General features: G+C 36.1%; 21 protein-coding genes, 1 tRNA gene, 1 pseudogene and 1 riboswitch. Of the genes and pseudogenes, 18 read left to right on the top strand and 5 right to left on the bottom strand.

Annotated elements, in window-relative coordinates; translation table 11 throughout:
• Positions 1 to 97: 97 nt before the first annotated feature.
• Positions 98 to 211: riboswitch (FMN riboswitch) on the top strand.
• 82 nt (positions 212 to 293) lie between these two features.
• The 5 genes from ribD to AC1EJ5_RS03610 are packed head-to-tail and all read left to right on the top strand — an operon-like array spanning position 294 to position 4,222.
• On the top strand, positions 294 to 1,370 hold the full coding sequence (ribD, locus tag AC1EJ5_RS03630; RefSeq protein ID WP_308749373.1) for a bifunctional diaminohydroxyphosphoribosylaminopyrimidine deaminase/5-amino-6-(5-phosphoribosylamino)uracil reductase RibD: 1,077 nt from the start codon (positions 294 to 296) through the stop codon (positions 1,368 to 1,370).
• The gene (locus tag AC1EJ5_RS03625) at positions 1,348 to 1,962 is read left to right on the top strand and encodes a riboflavin synthase (RefSeq protein WP_348937144.1); all 615 of its coding nucleotides are present in this window, start codon (positions 1,348 to 1,350) and stop codon (positions 1,960 to 1,962) included. The genes ribD and AC1EJ5_RS03625 overlap by 23 nt, the downstream gene beginning before the upstream one ends.
• A gap of 1 nt (position 1,963) precedes the next feature.
• Positions 1,964 to 3,175: a GTP cyclohydrolase II gene (gene ribA / locus AC1EJ5_RS03620; protein ID WP_311486342.1), complete on the top strand. Its 1,212-nt coding sequence runs from the start codon at positions 1,964 to 1,966 to the stop codon at positions 3,173 to 3,175.
• Positions 3,168 to 3,629 carry a 6,7-dimethyl-8-ribityllumazine synthase gene (gene ribH / locus AC1EJ5_RS03615; RefSeq protein ID WP_223420157.1) on the top strand — a complete coding sequence of 154 codons (462 nt, stop codon included), beginning with the start codon at positions 3,168 to 3,170 and terminating at the stop codon, positions 3,627 to 3,629. Before ribA ends, ribH begins: the two co-directional genes overlap by 8 nt.
• The gene (locus tag AC1EJ5_RS03610; protein ID WP_479814587.1) at positions 3,626 to 4,222 is read left to right on the top strand and encodes an HAD family hydrolase; all 597 of its coding nucleotides are present in this window, start codon (positions 3,626 to 3,628) and stop codon (positions 4,220 to 4,222) included. The genes ribH and AC1EJ5_RS03610 overlap by 4 nt, the downstream gene beginning before the upstream one ends.
• A 60-nt stretch (positions 4,223 to 4,282) precedes the next feature.
• Here the strand turns inward: AC1EJ5_RS03610 and AC1EJ5_RS03605 are convergent, their stop codons facing one another.
• The 3 genes from AC1EJ5_RS03605 to AC1EJ5_RS03595 all read right to left on the bottom strand — a co-directional run bounded on the left by AC1EJ5_RS03605 (position 4,283) and on the right by AC1EJ5_RS03595 (position 7,703).
• Complete coding sequence (locus tag AC1EJ5_RS03605; RefSeq protein WP_479814585.1) at positions 4,283 to 5,914, bottom strand: FAD-binding protein; 1,632 nt, start codon at positions 5,912 to 5,914, stop codon at positions 4,283 to 4,285.
• Between the two features lie 35 nt (positions 5,915 to 5,949).
• The gene (locus AC1EJ5_RS03600) at positions 5,950 to 6,096 is read right to left on the bottom strand and encodes a hypothetical protein (RefSeq protein ID WP_479814583.1); all 147 of its coding nucleotides are present in this window, start codon (positions 6,094 to 6,096) and stop codon (positions 5,950 to 5,952) included.
• A gap of 182 nt (positions 6,097 to 6,278) precedes the next feature.
• Positions 6,279 to 7,703, bottom strand: a complete 1,425-nt coding sequence (locus AC1EJ5_RS03595) for an aldehyde dehydrogenase family protein (RefSeq protein WP_479814581.1) — start codon at positions 7,701 to 7,703, stop codon at positions 6,279 to 6,281.
• A 105-nt stretch (positions 7,704 to 7,808) separates the two neighbouring features.
• Between AC1EJ5_RS03595 and glmM the strand changes: the two genes are divergently transcribed.
• From glmM to AC1EJ5_RS03540, 11 genes are all read left to right on the top strand, one after another.
• Positions 7,809 to 9,158 carry a phosphoglucosamine mutase gene (gene glmM / locus AC1EJ5_RS03590; protein WP_479814579.1) on the top strand — a complete coding sequence of 450 codons (1,350 nt, stop codon included), beginning with the start codon at positions 7,809 to 7,811 and terminating at the stop codon, positions 9,156 to 9,158.
• Positions 9,151 to 9,468, top strand: a complete 318-nt coding sequence (locus AC1EJ5_RS03585) for an aspartate 1-decarboxylase (aspartate alpha-decarboxylase) (RefSeq protein WP_479814577.1) — start codon at positions 9,151 to 9,153, stop codon at positions 9,466 to 9,468. The genes glmM and AC1EJ5_RS03585 overlap by 8 nt, the downstream gene beginning before the upstream one ends.
• A gap of 86 nt (positions 9,469 to 9,554) precedes the next feature.
• Entirely contained in the window at positions 9,555 to 9,704 is a 150-nt protein-coding gene (rpmG, locus tag AC1EJ5_RS03580; protein ID WP_209771595.1) for a 50S ribosomal protein L33, read from the top strand.
• An 8-nt stretch (positions 9,705 to 9,712) separates the two neighbouring features.
• Positions 9,713 to 9,895, top strand: a complete 183-nt coding sequence (secE, locus tag AC1EJ5_RS03575) for a preprotein translocase subunit SecE (protein ID WP_308653631.1) — start codon at positions 9,713 to 9,715, stop codon at positions 9,893 to 9,895.
• Between the two features lie 7 nt (positions 9,896 to 9,902).
• Positions 9,903 to 10,487, top strand: coding sequence for a transcription termination/antitermination protein NusG (nusG, locus tag AC1EJ5_RS03570; RefSeq protein WP_223420164.1), 585 nt, complete (start codon positions 9,903 to 9,905; stop codon positions 10,485 to 10,487).
• Positions 10,488 to 10,540: 53 nt separating this feature from the next.
• On the top strand, positions 10,541 to 10,969 hold the full coding sequence (gene rplK / locus AC1EJ5_RS03565; protein ID WP_223420165.1) for a 50S ribosomal protein L11: 429 nt from the start codon (positions 10,541 to 10,543) through the stop codon (positions 10,967 to 10,969).
• 36 nt (positions 10,970 to 11,005) lie between these two features.
• The gene (gene rplA / locus AC1EJ5_RS03560; RefSeq protein ID WP_311480996.1) at positions 11,006 to 11,719 is read left to right on the top strand and encodes a 50S ribosomal protein L1; all 714 of its coding nucleotides are present in this window, start codon (positions 11,006 to 11,008) and stop codon (positions 11,717 to 11,719) included.
• Positions 11,720 to 11,916: 197 nt separating this feature from the next.
• A complete protein-coding gene (rplJ, locus tag AC1EJ5_RS03555; protein ID WP_479814574.1) occupies positions 11,917 to 12,465 on the top strand; it encodes a 50S ribosomal protein L10 in 549 nt (182 codons plus the stop codon).
• Between the two features lie 34 nt (positions 12,466 to 12,499).
• Positions 12,500 to 12,886, top strand: a complete 387-nt coding sequence (gene rplL / locus AC1EJ5_RS03550; RefSeq protein ID WP_308749638.1) for a 50S ribosomal protein L7/L12 — start codon at positions 12,500 to 12,502, stop codon at positions 12,884 to 12,886.
• 253 nt (positions 12,887 to 13,139) lie between these two features.
• Positions 13,140 to 13,583, top strand: a complete 444-nt coding sequence (locus tag AC1EJ5_RS03545; RefSeq protein ID WP_311486335.1) for a Fur family transcriptional regulator — start codon at positions 13,140 to 13,142, stop codon at positions 13,581 to 13,583.
• A gap of 50 nt (positions 13,584 to 13,633) precedes the next feature.
• Entirely contained in the window at positions 13,634 to 14,650 is a 1,017-nt protein-coding gene (locus AC1EJ5_RS03540) for a YeiH family protein (protein ID WP_479814572.1), read from the top strand.
• 42 nt (positions 14,651 to 14,692) lie between these two features.
• Here the strand turns inward: AC1EJ5_RS03540 and ypfJ are convergent.
• Both ypfJ and AC1EJ5_RS03530 read right to left on the bottom strand, forming a co-directional pair.
• Positions 14,693 to 15,535: pseudogene (gene ypfJ, locus AC1EJ5_RS03535) on the bottom strand (KPN_02809 family neutral zinc metallopeptidase).
• A gap of 170 nt (positions 15,536 to 15,705) precedes the next feature.
• Positions 15,706 to 15,781 (bottom strand) — tRNA-Thr (locus AC1EJ5_RS03530).
• A 127-nt stretch (positions 15,782 to 15,908) separates the two neighbouring features.
• Here AC1EJ5_RS03530 and tuf point away from each other — a divergent pair.
• Complete coding sequence (tuf, locus tag AC1EJ5_RS03525; protein WP_223419701.1) at positions 15,909 to 17,105, top strand: elongation factor Tu; 1,197 nt, start codon at positions 15,909 to 15,911, stop codon at positions 17,103 to 17,105.
• Positions 17,106 to 17,183: 78 nt separating this feature from the next.
• Entirely contained in the window at positions 17,184 to 18,470 is a 1,287-nt protein-coding gene (locus tag AC1EJ5_RS03520; protein WP_308748756.1) for a putative glycoside hydrolase, read from the top strand.
• Positions 18,471 to 18,497 lie beyond the last annotated feature (27 nt).

The raw sequence follows: 18,497 nt of genomic DNA, 5'->3' as shown, positions 1-18,497 counted from the left end.
CAGATATGTAAATATTGTTAAATTCAATATTGATAAAGATTTTTGCGAAAGATTTGACAAAAGGAAAACCTTATATTATAATGGAATCATAAGGTAATAAAATCTTCAGGGCGGAGTGTAATTCTCCACCGGCAGTTATAGTCTGCGAGCGCAAGCCGAATCGGTGAAATTCCGATACCGACAGTTAAAGTCTGGATGGAAGAAGTGTTATAGTACTATTTTTGTATGTATTTTCTTTGAAGTCAAGTCCCTGAAAGGGGACTTTTTTTAGTCCCCAAAAAGGAAGTGATAGATTGAATTATGAAAAATTGATGAGAGAGTGCTTTGCCTTAGCAGAAAAGGGTGCGGGAAAGGTTCTCACAAACCCAATGGTGGGTGCTATCTTAATTAAAGATGGAGAGATAATTTCAAAAGGCTACCATCACGGTTTTGGCAAGGACCACGCAGAAGTTAATTGCTTTAAAAATGCTAAAGTTGATGTAAGTGGAGCTACAATGGTAGTAAACCTTGAACCATGTTCCCATTTTGGGAAAAATCCACCTTGCGTAGATGAAGTGATCAGGCAAGGAGTAAAAAAAGTTGTAATCTCAAACCTTGATACAAATCCAAAGGTAGATAGTATTCAAAAAATGAGAGATGCTGGTATTGAGGTTATTATGGGAGTTCTTGAAGAAGAGGGAAGGCTTTTAAATGAGAAGTTTTTCTTCAATATGAAATATCATAGACCCTTGATAAGTCTAAAGTATGCCATGAGCCTTGATGGAAAAATAGCCACAAAAGACTATGATTCAAAATGGATTAGTGGGGAAGAGTCAAGAAATTTTGTCCACAAGCTAAGAAATGACTACGATGCAATTCTTATCGGGAAAAATACTCTTATAAAGGATAATGCAAAATTAAATTGCAGGCTAGATGGAGGTGTGGACCCTGTTAGAATTATTTTAGCAAATGACTTAGACTTTGATGAAAATCTTGAAATTTTTAAGCTAGATTCTGATAAAGATACTATTATTGCAACTACTTCAGATAAGGATTTGGAAGTAAATGCAAAAATCCTCCTCTGTAAAGAAAAAAACGGTCAAGTTGACCTAGAAGATTTGCTAGATAAACTTTATCAGATGAATATTTCATCAGTCCTTGTAGAAGGAGGAAGCCTTGTGAATACAAGTTTTTTAGAAAATAATTTGGTAGATAAAATTTATGAATTTATTGCCCCGATTGTTGTTGGCGGAAAAGATTCGAGATCAGCATTTTTAGGACAAGGTGTAAGTGAAATTAAGGATGCAGAGAAATTTGAAATAGCAAATTTAGAAAGATTTGGCGAAGATATTATGGTTGAGGTGAACAATGTTTACAGGAATATCAACTGAACTTGGAAAGGTCGCAGAATTCAGACAGAAGTCTGACCATGTCGAAGTTAAAATTACCTGCAAGGGTGTATTAGAAGATTTAAAAATCGGGGATTCTTTAATGACTGACGGGGTTTGCCTAACGGTCAAAGAATTTGGCCCAGATTATTATAAGGCAGACCTTATGAAAGAAAGTCTTGATAAGACAAAGTTTGACTCAAGTTTATTGGGCAAATTTGTAAATCTTGAAAGGGCTTTGAGGTTTTCAGATAGGCTTGACGGCCATATTGTCCAGGGCCATGTGGATGGGGTTGTCAAACTTATTGGTATCAATAAAAATGTCTATAGGTTTAAAACTGATAGGAAGATATGCAAATATATTGTAAATAAGGGTTCGGTTTGCCTTGACGGAATTTCCCTTACGGTGTCAGCAGAAAGTGCAGATACCTTCGAAGTCTCACTCATTCCGGAAACCATTGCCAACACCAATTTTAAGTATAAAAAAATAGGCGATGCTGTTAATATCGAAACTGATATTATTGGTCGTTTTGTAGAAAAATTATATAGAAATGATAAAAAGGAGGATTTGGGCTCACTTTTAGGCCTTAACTAGGATGACAAATATAGAAAAAGCTATAGAAGCTATTAAAAACAACGAATTAATAATAGTTACTGATGACGAATCAAGAGAAAATGAAGGTGACTTTATCTGCGCCGGAGAAAATGTAACAGGCGCGATGATAAATATCATGGCAAAATACGGTAGGGGCCTTATTTGTACACCTATGAGCGAAGAAGTTGCTCAAAATCTAGATATTCCTCTTATGGTTGTAAATAATACAGATAACCACGAAACAGCCTTTACAGTGTCAGTTGACCATGTGAACACAACTACTGGAATTTCAGCCTACGAAAGAGCTGAGACTGTAAGAGAGCTCGTAAATCCAAATTCTAAACCAGAAGATTTTAGAAGGCCTGGCCATGTTTTCCCACTAATTGCAAAAAAAGGTGGAGTCGTAGAAAGAGATGGCCACACAGAAGCGACTGTAGATCTGATGAAGCTTGCAGGCAAAAAAGAGATAGGTCTTTGCTGTGAAATAATGGCTGATGATGGTCATATGATGCGAGGTGACGATTTAGTAAAACTTGCTGACAAACTTGGCCTTGTAATGACAAGTGTGGAAGAAATTCAAAATTTTATAAAAGAAAACAAAAAGTCTGAACTTGAAATCACAAACCCTGTAAAGCTTCCATCTGATTATGGTGAATTTACTGCTATTGGTTTTGTAGATCCAAAAGATGGCAAGGAGCATATTGCCCTAACCAAGGGGGATATAAGTGGAGAAAATATCCTAACAAGAATCCACTCAGAATGCCTAACAGGAGATGTGCTTGGGTCAAAAAGATGTGACTGTGGCAACCAACTCCACAAGGCTCTTCGAGCTATAGAAAAAAATGGTTCGGGAGTGCTTCTTTATATGCGTCAGGAAGGACGTGGAATTGGTTTATTTAACAAGCTTAAGGCCTATGAGCTTCAGGAAAATGGATTTGATACAGTTGATGCTAATAGAGAATTAGGTTTTCCTGATGATATGAGAGACTATAAGGTTGCAGCAGAAATTCTAAAAAAACTTGGAGTGAAGTCTGTAAGACTAATGACCAATAATCCTGACAAGGTAGATCAAGTTGAAAAATACGGCATAGAAGTGAGCGAGAGAGAACCTCTTGAGATAAAATCAAACGAAATAGATGAATATTATCTAAAAACAAAAGTTTATAGGATGGGACACAAATTAAACGAATTTAAGGAGAAGAAAAATGCGTGAGTATAGTGCAAATTTAGTTTCAAATAATAAAAAATATGCAATAGTTGTTGCGAGATTTAACCACTTTATAACAGATAGGCTTTTAGAAGGCTGCCTTGATACCCTAAAAAGACATGAGGTCAAAGATGAAGAAATTTCTATAGTAAGGGTGCCGGGAGCTTTTGAAATCCCACTTGCAGCAAAAAAGCTTGCCAAAAAAGAGGATGTAGATGCGGTTATCTGCCTTGGAGCTGTTATTCGTGGCGATACCCCACACTTTGACTATGTTTGTGCAGAAGTTTCAAAGGGAGTTGCCCACGTGGGTCTAGAAAGCGAAAAACCAGTTATATTTGGGGTTGTAACCACAGATAATGTTGACCAAGCTGTTCAAAGAGCAGGAGTTAAGTCTGGAAATAAGGGGGCAGAAGCTGCGATTTCTGCTATAGAAATGGCTAACCTTGTTGATCTACTATGATTTTAGTTTTTGACTTTGACGGGACAATCCACAAGACAGAAATAGCTTATAAAAAAGCCATCACAGAAAGCCTTGATGAACTAAATTTTGATATAAATGATTTTGATTTTAAATCTTTTATAGGCATGGGACCAAAAGAGGTTTGGGATATAATTCTAAAAGATGATTCTGATAAAACTCCATATATAGAAAAAAATGGCGATAGGATTATAAAGTATATGAAGGAAGCTGGTGAGCTTTATGATGGGGCTATCGAAACTCTCTCATATCTAAAAGGTAAATATGACCTCTACATACTTTCAAAATGCAGGAGAGTTTACATGGAAGCTGCCAGGGAAAAGTTTGGTCTTGATAGGTTTTTTAGCAAATATTTTATAGGTGAAGATTATGAATTTCTCGATAAGAATAAGATTCTAAGACAAGAAATTAAAGATGATTATATAATGATAGGCGACCGCAGGGAAGACATGGAAGCGGGTCTTAAAAATGGAAAAAAAGCAATTTTTGCAGCCTATGGATATGGCTCATCCTCCGAAGGAGATGGGGCCTATAAAAAAATATCTTCTATAAAAGAATTGGATGACATATTATAAATAAAAACCAGGGTGATTTTAAAATCGACCCTGGTTTTAGATTTCTAAAAAATATTTTGTTTACTTATTTTCTTTGATGTATTTACTAGCTTCTAGGCCTGAAATCCTACCAAATATTACAGAAGAAGTGTAGGCGCCAGATGTGTCTGTAACTTCTCCAGCTGCAAAAAGGCCTGGTATAACTTCGTCAGAAGTATTTAAGACTTGGGCCTTACTATTTGCGACAATTCCACCCTTAGTCATGTGTAGGCATGGAGTTACTTTCACGCAATATAATTTGCCCTCATAGTCTAGTTCATCTTTGGCGGCTTCTTCTCTAAAGGCATCTTCTTTTTCGCTCCTAACAGCAGCATTAAAGTCTTCCGTGGTTTGAATTAGTGTATCTTTGGAACAGCCAATACCATCTGCTGCCAGTTCTTCAACAGAATTATATTCTTTGATATAACCTTTTTCTACTTGCATCTTAGGTCTCATGAAAGAGTCTTTAGCCTTTTCATCAAAGATGAAATAAACTGGTCTATTTTCCATCATTTTTTGTCCATATTCGATTCCACTATCAGATTCTGCAATAAATCTTTCCCCATTTTCATTTACAAAAATGAAATTATCCATAGAAAAACCTGTTAGGTCACGTCTCGGATCTAGCATTTTATGGAAAATAACAGGTTTATCCATGTGGTCTAGCTTGATATCATTATTTTCAGCTATGGTTATAAAGTCACCTGTTACACCCATTTGGTTAGATGATGGGATATCTTCTGCACCAGGTATATATTTTGCTACCAGGTCTTTGTTCATAGAAAACCCACCTGTGGCAATTACAGTAGCCTTAGACTTAATTGTATATTTGCTAGTCTTATCCTCAACCTTAGCACCCTTTACACCATCATCTTCTAAGATTAGGTCAACACCTTTAGTACCTGTAAGTATTTCTATTCCTAAGTCTTTTGCTTTTTCTTCAAGCTTAGTTTGAATATGGTTGCATGCGTATTCATTTTCATTTCTTAAGTGGCTCATAGAACTTTCCCAGCCAAAGTTATAATCAAGCTCTATACCCTTATCTCTAAGCCATTCATCAAGTACGAAAGCACCTTCGGTCATAGCATCAACTCTTTCGTCGCTATCCCAAGATTTTTCTCTAAATCTTTCTCTGTATTCTTCTTTAGTAACTTCGTTACCAGCATCTTTCATAGCTTTTGAATTTGCAAGGTCGAAAAAGTTCATATCAAATTTACCATTACCTGATAGGATATCTAATTTCTCTATTATTGTAACATTTTCAACGCCCTCAATCTTAGCATCAATAGCACTTGCAAGTCCTGATGGACCACCGCCTATGATTAATAAATCAGTTTCCTTATCTTCAGCTTCTACAAGTTCTCGATCTTCTTCATAACCTGTGGATCTAGTAAGTTCTATTTCACCTTCAAATCCTGCTTCCTTCATAGCTTCAAGTACGGCTTCCTTTACGGCATAGGTTGAAAATGTAGCAGCAGAAACACAGTCCACATCAGGGCTGTTTGCTTCTACAATTCTTTCTTTAATAATAGGGAAAGCACTTTCAATAACTGCATCTGTTTCCTGGTTATCAAGTAAAGATACGTCTGAAATTTTTCCATCAGCTATTTCAAGCTCTATATTAATATCTCTATCATAACCTTGAGCAGAGGCCTTGTATGTACCATCATTCAAAGCTGTAGGCTTTGTTTCATTGGTTTTTTCTTCTTTTATTTTTTTATTTTTTCATTTTGTTTATCTTCCTCAGTTTGTTTTGTATCAGTATTATTTGTACCCTTTTCTGTATTGTTTGCACAGGCTTCTAATAAAACTGACAAAGATAAAAGGCCAGCCAATAACTTTTTATTTACTTTCATATTACCTCCATTAAATATTATTTATTATTTACAAGTATATTATAAGAGATTGACAGAAAAAAGACAAACTTTAACACATTTAAATGATATTTGTAAAAAATTTGAACTATCTTTTTCATCTAAAAAATTGATATTTGTTATATAAAAAAAGAGGGAAGCTCCCTCCATAAAATTATTTTTACTTAAGCGGTGTGGATTGATTTTGCCTCTAGGTACTCCATAAGACCAAATTTTCCGCCTTCTCTACCAACACCTGATTGTTTGGTGCCACCAAAAGGCAATTCTGGGCTTCCTCCGTTTGAGTTTAGGTAGACATCTCCAGCTTTTATTTCGTAAGCAATTTCTTCTGCTTCTTCTGGATTTCCAAAGACTGCTGATGAAAGACCAAAGTCTACAGCGTTAGCTACTTCTATAGCTTCTTTTTTATCTTTAACCTTTATTATGGAAACGACCGGTCCAAAAATTTCCTTATCGTGAATTGCCATACCTGGCTTCACATCTGTAAAGATTACAGGTTTTACATAATATCCATTTTCGCTTTCTTGAGGGACCTCACCCTTAAGGAGTTTAGCTCCTTCTTTGATTCCTTCTTCGATAAAGCCTTTAACTCTGTTAAATTGTTTTTTGCCGGCAAGGGTTCCAACAACAGTATTTGGATCATCTGGGTCTCCAACAGGATAGTTATCGTATTGGGCTATAAATTCTTTTATAACATCGTCGTAAATATCCTCTGTGATAATAGCTCTTGATAGGCAGGAACAGGTTTGACCTACATTTAGGTAAACCCTATTTAAAACTTGCTTTACACCCATCTTGATATCTGCTCCCTTGATAAAAACGGCAGGAGACTTGCCACCAAGTTCAAGGACAACTTTTTTTGCTGTATCCATTGCATGTTTAGCTGAAGATGAGCCACCAGCTAAGCTTCCTGTATAAGAAACCATGGCAACTTTTGGATGAGAATTTAAAATATCTCCAACTTGTGCACCAGAACCTGTAATTAGGTTAAAGACTCCTTTAGGAAGACCTATTTCATCAAAGGCCTTGGCTACAAAATAAGCTGTAAGAGGTGTATCTGATGCTGGTTTTTGGACAACTGTACAACCCATAAGTAGGGCAGGAATTACTTTCATTATTATTTGTCCTAAAGGATAATTCCATGGTGTAAGACTTGCTACAACACCAATTGGCTCCATTCTGACATAGCCACCATCCATATCAATCCTGTAGTCAATTTTCCTAGCTTGGTCAATAAAAACATCAACCCTTCTCATTTGCTTATCAAATTGACCGGGTTTTGCTATTCTAATTGGTACACCAAGCTCGAGTTTTATTGTTTCTATAATTTCGTCTTGGTGGTCTATCATCCAATCCTTAAACTTTTCTATATAAGAAATTCTTTCCTCAAGACTTGTCTTGGAAAAAGTTTTGAAGGCTTCATAAGCAGCTTCAACTGCTTGGTTTATTTCTTCTTCACTTGCTTTTGGAACCCTACTAAGGATCTCACCTGTAGCAGGATTTTCAACCTCAATCCATTTGTTGGATTGGCTTTCTTGGTATCTTCCATTAATATATAATTTTTCATTGTTTAGTTTTTCAAAATTCATATTCTTCTCCTTTCCCATTTTTTTACCCAAATTTTCTCTTATATATCAAAAGGGTATAATAATTAATAATAAAGATTTAAAATTTAGAATTTAAAAGGAGATATTATGAAATATTTTGGTACAGACGGATTTAGGGGAGAGGCTAATAAAAACCTTAATGTTTACCATGCTTTTAAGATTGGTAGATTTATTGGGGATTATTTTTCAACAAAGAATAATGGCCACGGGAAAATCCTTATCGGCAAAGATACAAGAAGGTCTTCTTACATGTTTGAAGATGCCTTATCAGCTGGTATTACCTCATCAGGTTCAAATGCCCATCTATTACACGTTACACCAACTCCTTCAGTTTCATATATAACAAGGACAGAAGATTTTGATTGTGGAATTATGATTACAGCTAGCCATAATCCTTACAACGATAATGGTATTAAAATCATAAATAAAAATGGCGAGAAAATGGAAGATGAATTCCTATATAAGCTCGAAGAATATATAGATAGCGACATAAAAGATATTGAACTTGCTGTTGGCGAAGACATAGGAAGGACAGTTGACTATATTGGAGGTCGTAATAGGTATATTGCCTATTTAATCCAAACAGTAACCAAATCTTTTGAAGGAATCAAGGTTGGTCTTGACTGTGCAAATGGAGCTGCCTTTACAATAGCAAAACCAGTTTATGATGCCCTTGGTGCTGACACCTTTGTAATTAATGCTGAACCAAATGGATTTAATATCAATAGGGACGCAGGATCCACTCATATAGATGGCCTAAGAAAATATGTAGTTGAAAATAAACTAGACCTAGGTTTTGCCTTTGATGGAGATTGCGATAGGTGTATTGCTGTTGATAATGAAGGAAATATTATAGATGGGGATTCTATACTTTATATCCTAGCAAACTTCATGAAAAAAGACGGTGCCCTTGATTCAAATACTGTTGTTACAACTGTTATGTCAAATATCGGTCTTTATAAGGCCTTTGATGAGCTTGGAATAAAATATGAAAAGACAGATGTTGGCGATAAAAATGTCCACGACCGCATGTATGAAAAAGATATAGAACTTGGTGGAGAGCAATCAGGCCACATTATTATCAAGAAGTTTGCTAATACAGGTGATGGCATTCTTACATCATTAAAGATAATGGAAGCTATGATTGAATCTAAAAGTGACCTTAAGAGTTTAGTTCGTGACCTTAAAATATATCCACAAGTCTTAATTAATGTAAGAGTTAAGGATAAAAATACTGTTTTAGATAATGAGTATGTTAAGGCAAGTGTGGAAAAAATTGAAAAAGAACTTGAAGATTCAGGTAGAGTTTTAGTACGTAAGTCAGGCACTGAGCCACTTATTAGAGTTATGGTAGAAGCGGAAACTGAAGAGATTGCAAAGCAATCTGCTATGGAAATTGTAAATACTATTAAAGAAAACGGCCTTTGCCTTGATTAGAGATTGTAAAAGTGGAAGAGAGATAGATATAAGGGAAAGTTTCCTTATAGTAAAGGGAAAAGTCTACGCCAAGGAGTCTTATATTGCCTTTGACACATCAAAGCTTAAGGCTTATCCGCCTATCGTGTATTACGATAGGGAAGACGAATACCTTGGAAGCTTTGAAGAAGAGGGGCTTTATGAGTTTTCTGACATAGAAGATGATCTTTTATCTTATAGTGATTATTGCTTTTCCAACCATGATTTAGATGATCTAAGGGACTTACTTGTTAGAAAAAGAGAAGAATTTATAAAAAAACTTATAAAATAATAGATTAAGTGTTGACAAGTATAGACTTAGCGGGTAATATAGATGATTGTATGGAAGTATCCGTATAGACAAATAGGAGGTGTTTTATGAGAGTAAAAGTTAAATTAGAATGCACAGAATGCAAAAACAGAAACTATGATACAACAAAGAACAAAACAAATCATAGTGAGAGAATTGAGCTTAAAAAATACTGCCCATTCTGCAAAAAACACACAGTTCATAAAGAAACAAGGTAGGAGATTAAATGGCTAAGAAAAAAGATTCTTTCTTCTCAGGAGTTAGCAAAGAATTCAAAAAAATCCAATGGCCTGTCAAGAAGACTACTTTAGAGTATACTCTATTAGTAATCGCCATCAGTGCAGCTACAGCAGTTGCAATCTGGGGACTTGATAAGATATTCCATTTCCTACTTTCAACAATAATGTAGGTGGACAATGACTGATTCTTTAAACTTTGAAGCTAATAAAGAAGAAGAAAAGGAAGCTTTATTAACCGAGATAGAAAAAAATGCTAGATGGTATGTAGTTCACACCTATACTGGCTATGAAAATAGGGTTGCTGATAAAATTCAAATGATGATTGATAATGAGCAAAACCCTGACATTATAGATGTGACTGTGCCAACAGAAGAGTATGTCGAGGTTAAGAACAACGAAAAGAAAGTAAAGACTAGAAAGTTATTTCCTGGTTATGTAATGGTCAAAATGAACGTTACAAGTAAGTCTTGGTATATAATAAGAAATACCCAAGGCGTTACAGGTTTTGTTGGTCCTGATGGAGATCCAGTTCCATTAACAAAAGCTGAAGTTAGAAAATTCGGTGTTAAGGAAAAAGAACCTGTATTTAATATCAACGTTAAACCAGGCGATGACGTAAATATCATTGCAGGCCCATTCAAAGATTTTGTCGCAAAAATCGAAGAAATCGACATGGAAAAGGGCAATATCAAAGCATATGTAGATATGTTTGGTCGTGATACATTAATCGACCTAGAATTCAGTGATATAGAAGAAATTTAGTACTGTCAAAAGCAGTGGGAGGGGAAACCCGAATCACCACAAGGAGGTAAATTATGGCAGAAAAAGATATAAAAGCGATAGTAAAATTACAAGTACCAGCAGGAGCTGCATCACCAGCACCACCAGTAGGAACCGCACTAGGTCCTCACGGAATCAACATTATGGAATTCGTTCAAGCATTTAATGCTAAGACAGCTGACCAAGCTGGAATGATTATACCGGTTGAAATGACTATTTATGCGGATAGGACATTCAAATTTATAACAAAAACACCACCAGCACCAGTATTAATCAAAAAAGCTATCAACCTAGCAAAAGGTTCAGGCGAACCAAACAAAAACAAGGTTGGATCAATTAAGAGAAGCCAACTTGAAGAAATTGCTAAGACTAAGATGGAAGATCTTAACGCTGCAAGCCTAGAAGCTGCAGTAAGCATGATAGCAGGAACAGCAAGAAGTATGGGAGTCACTGTAGAAGATTAGTGGGAGAGTTAACTCGTTTACCACAGGAGGTATTAAATGGCTAAAAGAGGAAAAAAATATTTAGAATCAAAAGCTTCATATGATTCTACAAAAGAATATGAATTAAACGAAGCACTTGAAATTGTTGAAAAAAATGCAAAGGCAAAATTTGATGAAACTGTTGAAATTCACTTCAACCTTGGTGTTGACAGCAGACACGCTGACCAACAAGTTAGGGGTACAGTTATTTTGCCACACGGTACAGGTAAGGTACAAAGAGTACTTGCTTTCGTAAAAGATGACAGAATAGACGAAGCTCTTGCAGCAGGAGCTGACTTTGCAGGTAATGAAGAATACGCTGAAAAGATCCAAAAAGATGGTTGGTTAGATTTTGACGTTGTAATTGCTACACCAGACATGATGGCTACAGTAGGTAGACTTGGTAGGGTACTTGGTCCACAAGGCCTAATGCCAAACCCAAAAACTGGTACAGTAACAAACGACGTTAAACAAGCAATCGAAGACATCAAAGCAGGTAAGGTTGAGTATAGAACAGACAAGGCTAACTTAATCCACGTTCCAGCTGGTAAGGTATCTTTCGGAGTTGAAAAACTTTCTGACAACATCAAAGCTCTAGTTGGAGAAGTTGTTAAGGCTAAACCTGCAGCAGCAAAGGGTAAGTATATTAAATCAATCACAGTAGCATCAACAATGGGACCTGGTGTAAAATTACAAGCAGGTAGAGCTAGCGAATTAGTTGAAACAAAATAATTTGCAATTTTCTTAGAGTGATTGTATAATATAAAAGTCAAATAAACAGGCTACCAAAGACTACGCAGACAGAAATGTTTAATTATTGCGTATAGGTGGGAGAAATTAACTACATCCCCACCGATGTAGGCACTATTAAAGTGTCTATATAAAGTGGGGTTTTTATATACCTACCATTAGCCTTAGGAGGTGAAAAAGTGAGCGAAAAAGCTATAGCAGCTAAACAGTTGATAGTTAACGAAATCAAAGAAAAAATCGAAGGTTCACAATCAGTGACACTTGTAGGTTTTAACGGCATGGACGTTAAGGAAATCACAGATCTACGTGATAAATTCAGAGAAAAAGAAGCTGAATACAAAGTGTACAAAAATACAATGATGAGATTTGCTTTCCAAGAACTAGGCTACGATGAATTAATCGAAGAGCTTAAAGGAGCAAACGCCCTAGTATTTTCTAAACACGACCTTGTAGACGGTCCAAAGATCGCAGTTGACTACAGAAAAGAAGACGAAAAAAACGAAGAAAAATTAGTTTTAAAAGCAGGTATTGTTGAAGGTAAGTATCAAAATAGCCAACAAATGATGGCAATAGCTACATTACCAGCTACAGAAGTTCTACACTCTATGCTTGCAAATGTATTACAAGCACCAATCAGAACTCTTGCAGGAGATCTTAACAACACAATATCTAAACTTGCAATCGCACTTAATGAAGTGGCAAGCAAAAAAGAAAACGAAGCAGCATAATAAAATAATATTAAAAATTTAAGGAGAATTAAAAATGGCATCAGAAAAAGTAACAAACCTATTAGAAGAAATCAAAAATCTTACAGTTCTTGAACTTTCAGAACTAGTTAAAGCAATCGAAGAAGAATTTGACGTATCTGCACAAGCAGCAGTAGCAGTAGCAGCTCCAGCAGCAGCAGGCGGAGCAGCTGGTGAAGCAGCAGCAGAAAAATCTGAATTTGACGTAGTTCTTAAATCAGCTGGTCAATCAAAAATCAACGTAATCAAAGTTGTTAAAGACGTAGCTGGTCTTGGACTAAAAGAAGCTAAGGCTCTAGTTGACGGAGCTCCAGGCAACGTTCTTGAAGGCGTAGCTAAAGATAAGGCTGAAGAAGTTAAAGCAGCTCTTGAAGAAGCAGGCGCTGAAGTAGAATTAGCATAAGCTTACAAACATTACTAGGTTTATCCTAGTTAAACCTCCTAGTTTTCATTAGGAGGTTTTTCTATGGTCATTTGTCTATATTCAAAAATAGAAATATTGATCCTTCAGTTTATTGTTAATGATGGATTGATTTTAGGAAATGATCTTATAATTATGTATTAATTTTATTTTCTTATAATTGTTGATAATCATTACCAATGTTGACAAATAGACATTTTGACGTATATTATTAGCTAGAAAGGTGTGGGAAGATATGCACGATTTAATAGAAAGTTTAAGGGACGCTGATTCCGATAAAAGAATAAATACTCTCAAAGAAATCCTCCAAGATAAAAAAATAAGGGTTTCTCACCAGAGACTTTTGATATTGGACTACCTAATAACCCATCCTATCCATCCTACAGCCGACAAGATTTACAAGGACCTTATGGAAAAAGACCCGGTTATTAGTCAGGCAACTGTATATAACAGCTTGAATTTATTCGTATCTCACAATCTTGTAAAAGAGTTAGATTTCAATATGGCTTCAAAAAGATACGAATTTAAAAGGCCAAGCCACGGCCATTTTATTTGTGAATCTTGTGGTAAAATCAAGGACTTAGAAATCCTTGATATGGAAAAACCACCTATGCTAAAAGATTATACTATAGACACTACTGAAGTAATCTACAGGGGAATATGCCCTGATTGTAAGTAATAAATTTAGCGTTTTTTTAACGCTTTTTTTATTTGTAGAAAGGAGAAAAAATGAAAAAAATAATATCATACTTACCAGGTCTGACCTTGGCTCTGGTAATTGCTTATATAGCACAATTTTTAGAAAATATCCTACCACAACACGTAATTGGTGGATCAGTAATCGCTTTATTTATAGGAATGTTTTTAAACACAATAATAGATACAGAAAAAACTCTAAAATCGGGAATTACCTTTACCTCCAAAAGGCTTTTAAAATTTGCTATTATTCTTTTTGGTGCAAGCCTTAATATAAGTATTGTTTTAAATGTTGGAAAATTATCAATATATGTAATGATATTTACTCTTCTAACATGTTTTGGTGGTGGATATTTTATAGGAAAAGCTTTGGGTCTTAACTGGAAAATGTCAAACCTTATTTCTGCAGGAACAGGCATTTGCGGAGGTTCTGCCATAGCAGCCATTGCTCCTGTGATTGAAGCAGAAGATACAGATATTGCTTACGCTATGAGCGCTACATTTTTATTTGATATGTTAATGATAATAGCCTTTCCTATTATGGGTAGGGCAATGGGTCTATCTGACATGGCTTATGGGCTTTGGACGGGAACAGCTGTAAATGATACATCAAGTGTAGTTGCAGCAGGTTTTGCATATTCGGATGCGGCAGGGGACTTTGCAACTATGGTCAAGCTTACAAGGACTCTTTCAATTATCCCAGTTGTTTTAATTTTTAGAATGATTCACCATAGGTTAGAAGTAAAGAAAATGGGCCATGAATATGTAGAAAAGAAGTTTACAATTTCTTCTATAGTGCCATTTTTTATCCTCGGTTTTTTAGCTATGGTTATGTTGAATTCCCTTGGATTTATATCAGAAAATTTGTCTATGACCCTAAAGACAATTTCAAAATTTTTGATGGTGGCAGCCCTTGCCGCTATTGGCCTAAATACCAAATATAGGGATATGAAAAAAGCTGGGATTAATCCTATGGTTCACGGATTTATAATCTCACTCTTAGTTGTAATTGTAGCAATAGCAGTAATTTATTTTATGGGTTTAGTTTAATATAAAAAGCAGGTAAATTTAAAACTTACCTGCTTTTTTAATCTAATTTTTTAAATCATTAAAAAACTTCATCGAATGGTCAAAATCGTGGTATTTAAAACCAAGTTCAAAGGCTTCTTTTCTTTGGGCTGAAGAACCGTGGGTGAAGGAATCAACATTTACATCCATACCTGCCATTTCCTGGATTCTGTCATCTCCGATAGCTGAAGCAGCCCTCATAGCTTCCTTAATATCACCCTCGTCTAAGTATCCCTTTTCTTGGACATAGTAGGCAAAGACCCCTGCAAAATAATCTGCTTGGAGCTCTTGGGCAACGGAAACTTTGTTATATTCAGTTTCTGTGAGTTTTTGTCTTAGGTCATTAGTTTGTCTTATAATCCCAAGTTGATTTTGAACGTGGTGGCCAACTTCGTGGGCAAGAACATAGGCTAAGGCAAAGTCACCGCCGCCACCGAACCTTGTCTTCATATCATCATAAAAGCTAACATCAAAATATATGGTCTCGTCAACTTGACAATAGAAGGGATCCATCCTTGATTGGGCTATACCACAACCAGTCCTTGTTGTATCTTGATAGAGGGTCATATGTGGTTCCTTGTAGTGGGCGTTTGCTTCATTAAATTTTTCGTGCTAGACATCCTCGGTATCAGCTAATATTACTGAAAGAAAATCTTCTAGAGTTTCTCTTTGCCTAGAAACTTCCTGGGATTCGATTTGGGTGTTTGGACTAATCTGTTGGTTTTGATTTGTAATTACACTTGGATCCACACCAAGGAAATACAAGACAAGGATTAACACAATTCCACCTAGACCACCGCCAACAGCTAGGGGAGCCCTTTGGCCCCTATTAACATTAGAAGATCGCCTTCTATCTTTCCATTTCATAAAAACCTCCAAAATCTTTTATTAATATATTGATACCCATAAGAAATATTTTTATAATAAAAAATTGATTGGTAAATTAAGGTGAAAAATTATATTGATATAAACAAGGATAGTAAAATAGCGAATAAATAAAGCCTATTTTTAGGCAAGACCTAAAATAGGCAAAAAAATGGAGCCGCTTCCCGGAATTGAACCGAGGACCTCTTCCTTACCATGGAAGCGCTCTACCTACTGAGCTAAAGCGGCACACTTATGATTATACAAGCTAATAAAATTAATTCAAGTAAATAAAATAAATAAATTTTAACAAATTAATAGAATTTTTTATTATATTATGGTAGAATAATGTATATGAGTACATTAGGAGGATTTAATGAGCAAACAAACATTTGAAAGAAGCAAACCACATATTAATATTGGTACCATCGGCCACGTAGACCACGGTAAAACAACAACAACAGCAGCAATCACACAAGCCCTAAACAAAAAATACGGCACAGGTGAATACATCGACTACGAACACATCGATAAAGCTCCAGAAGAAAGAGAACGTGGAATCACAATCAACACATCTGTAGTAGAATACGAAACACAAAAAAGACACTACGCACACATCGACGCTCCAGGCCACGCTGACTATGTTAAAAACATGATTACAGGTGCAGCACAAATGGACGGTGCAATCATCGTAGTATCTGCAGCAGACGGTCCAATGCCACAAACAAGAGAACACATCCTACTAGCAAGACAGGTAGGTATACCAAAAATCGCAGTATTCTTAAACAAAGAAGACCAAGTAGATGACCCAGAACTAATCGAACTAGTAGAAATGGAAGTAAGAGACCTACTAAACGAATACGACTTCGACGGCGACAACTGCCCAGTAGTAGTAGGATCAGCATTAAAATCACTAGAAGAAGGTGGAGAAGGTCCATGGTCAGACAAAATCCTAGAACTAATGGACGCCGTAGATGAATACTTCGACATCCCAGAAAGAGACAACGACCAACCATTCCTAATGCCAGTAGAAGACGTAATGACAATCTCAGGACGTGGAACAGTAGCAACAGGAAGAGTAGAAAAAGGAACATTAAAAGTAGGTGACACAGTAGAAATCGTAGGCCTAACAGAAAAGACATCTCAAGCAGTAGTAACAGGTGTAGAAATGTTCCACAAACAACTAGAACAAGCTGAATCAGGCGACAACGTAGGAGTTCTTTTAAGAGGCGTTCAAAGAAACGAAATCTCAAGAGGACAAGTACTAGCAAAACCAGGTTCAGTACACCCACACACAGAATTCGAAGGTCAAGTATACGTACTAACCAAAGAAGAAGGTGGACGTCATACTCCATTCTTCTCAGGCTACAGACCACAATTCTTCTTCAGAACAACAGATGTTACAGGTGACATCCAACTAGAAGACGGAGTAGAAATGGTAATGCCAGGAGACAACGCAACATTCAAGATCACACTTCAAAAGCCAATCGCCCTAGAAGAAGGACTAAGATTCGCTGTACGTGAAGGTGGTAGAACAGTAGCATCAGGAGTTGTTTCTAAAATCGTTAAATAATCTAATTTAGATTATTCATCACAAAAAAACAATAAAGAAAAAAGCGGGCCTGGCTCGCTTTTTTGTTTAGGAGAAGCTATGTTTAAGAAAAAAACTTTTCTTGGTATTTTTTTGATATGTATTTTAATTTTTGCTGGTTGTTCCAAAAAAAATAAAGTCGCAGAAAATGATAAGTTAAAAGAGGCGCTTGAGAGCAGTGAAAATATTGAAAAGAAGATATCGAAAAAGAAAAAGCCGACGAAAAATAAAATAGGAGTTCCCTATGAAATAGGGGTTACACCAGATGATTACAATATGGACTATGATACTTCAAGACTCTTATCTTTAGAGGATAAGAAGAGTAAGTATTACCCAAAAGATGGAGTTAGAGGCCTTTATTTTAATTCTGGTTCTATAAATAATCCGGAAGTTTACGATAGGATTGTAGGATTGATTGAGAATTCTAATCTTAATGCGGTTGTTATCGACGTTAAGGACGACTGGGGCAATATTACTGTAAACTTTGATACAGATAATGAGGATATCCAGTATGCCAATACAAAACTTCTAGATGCTGAAAGTTTGATTTCAGATCTTCATTCCAGAGGAATTTATGTTATAGGCAGAATTACAACTTTTAAAGATTCTATTATTACAAAAAAACATCCTGAATGGGGTTTTACTAGAGATGATGGAAGTCTTTGGGCCAACGGTCGTGGGGAAGTATTTATGAATCCTTTCTTAAAGGAAGTTCAAGATTACAACATTGAAATTGGTGAACTTGCAGCTGAAGCTGGTTTTGATGAAATTCAATACGACTATGTTAGATTTGCTGAAGGTTTTGAAACTTTTGGTGATACTCTTTCTTATTCTAGGGGTGAGTATGAAAACAAACCTATGGATGAAGGAGATAAGAGGGTTTCAGCTATTACTGGCTATGTAAGAAAAGCGCGTGAATCAATTTCAGCCTACGGTCTTCCTGTAGCTATAGATGTCTTTGGTTATGCCCTACAGGCAGGACGTGCAAGCGGTATAGGCCAAGATTTTTCGGAAATTTCCAATGAAGCTGATATAATGTGCTCCATGATTTACCCATCTCACTGGGGTCCTTATTCCTTTGACATAGAAAAGCCAGACCTTGAGCCTTATGAGCTCGTAATAAGATACCTAAAAGAAGAACAGGCTATTTTTAAAGATCTAGAACACAAACCGCAGTCTCGTCCTTGGATTCAGGATTTTACAGCTTCCTGGATTGGTGAAGGCAATTGGATGGTTTATGATGCTGATGCAGTTCAAGCTCAGGTGGATGCAATATATGAGTCAGGCCAGAGAGAATATTTAATATGGAACGCAACCAATACTTATTCCGAAGGTGTTGATTATTAAAAAGCAGGGGAGACCCTGTTTTTTTAG

The organism is Anaerococcus sp. C0059F3 (genome assembly GCF_056590475.1).
This window is presented reverse-complemented; position numbering and strand designations above follow the sequence as displayed.

Bases quoted from the DNA above. Each gene is read 5' to 3' on its own strand.
- AC1EJ5_RS03595 (WP_479814581.1), bottom strand. From the start codon at position 7,703: ATGAATTTTGAAAAACTAAACAATGAAAAATTATATATTAATGGAAGA.
- secE (WP_308653631.1), top strand. From the start codon at position 9,713: ATGGCTAAGAAAAAAGATTCTTTCTTCTCAGGAGTTAGCAAAGAATTC.
- nusG (WP_223420164.1), top strand. From the start codon at position 9,903: ATGACTGATTCTTTAAACTTTGAAGCTAATAAAGAAGAAGAAAAGGAA.
- AC1EJ5_RS03625 (WP_348937144.1), top strand. From the start codon at position 1,348: ATGTTTACAGGAATATCAACTGAACTTGGAAAGGTCGCAGAATTCAGA.
- glmM (WP_479814579.1), top strand. From the start codon at position 7,809: ATGAAATATTTTGGTACAGACGGATTTAGGGGAGAGGCTAATAAAAAC.
- AC1EJ5_RS03600 (WP_479814583.1), bottom strand. From the start codon at position 6,096: ATGAAAGTAAATAAAAAGTTATTGGCTGGCCTTTTATCTTTGTCAGTT.
- tuf (WP_223419701.1), top strand. From the start codon at position 15,909: ATGAGCAAACAAACATTTGAAAGAAGCAAACCACATATTAATATTGGT.
- AC1EJ5_RS03520 (WP_308748756.1), top strand. From the start codon at position 17,184: ATGTTTAAGAAAAAAACTTTTCTTGGTATTTTTTTGATATGTATTTTA.
- AC1EJ5_RS03545 (WP_311486335.1), top strand. From the start codon at position 13,140: ATGCACGATTTAATAGAAAGTTTAAGGGACGCTGATTCCGATAAAAGA.
- rpmG (WP_209771595.1), top strand. From the start codon at position 9,555: ATGAGAGTAAAAGTTAAATTAGAATGCACAGAATGCAAAAACAGAAAC.
- rplL (WP_308749638.1), top strand. From the start codon at position 12,500: ATGGCATCAGAAAAAGTAACAAACCTATTAGAAGAAATCAAAAATCTT.
- rplK (WP_223420165.1), top strand. From the start codon at position 10,541: ATGGCAGAAAAAGATATAAAAGCGATAGTAAAATTACAAGTACCAGCA.
- rplA (WP_311480996.1), top strand. From the start codon at position 11,006: ATGGCTAAAAGAGGAAAAAAATATTTAGAATCAAAAGCTTCATATGAT.
- AC1EJ5_RS03610 (WP_479814587.1), top strand. From the start codon at position 3,626: ATGATTTTAGTTTTTGACTTTGACGGGACAATCCACAAGACAGAAATA.
- ribA (WP_311486342.1), top strand. From the start codon at position 1,964: ATGACAAATATAGAAAAAGCTATAGAAGCTATTAAAAACAACGAATTA.
- ribH (WP_223420157.1), top strand. From the start codon at position 3,168: ATGCGTGAGTATAGTGCAAATTTAGTTTCAAATAATAAAAAATATGCA.
- AC1EJ5_RS03540 (WP_479814572.1), top strand. From the start codon at position 13,634: ATGAAAAAAATAATATCATACTTACCAGGTCTGACCTTGGCTCTGGTA.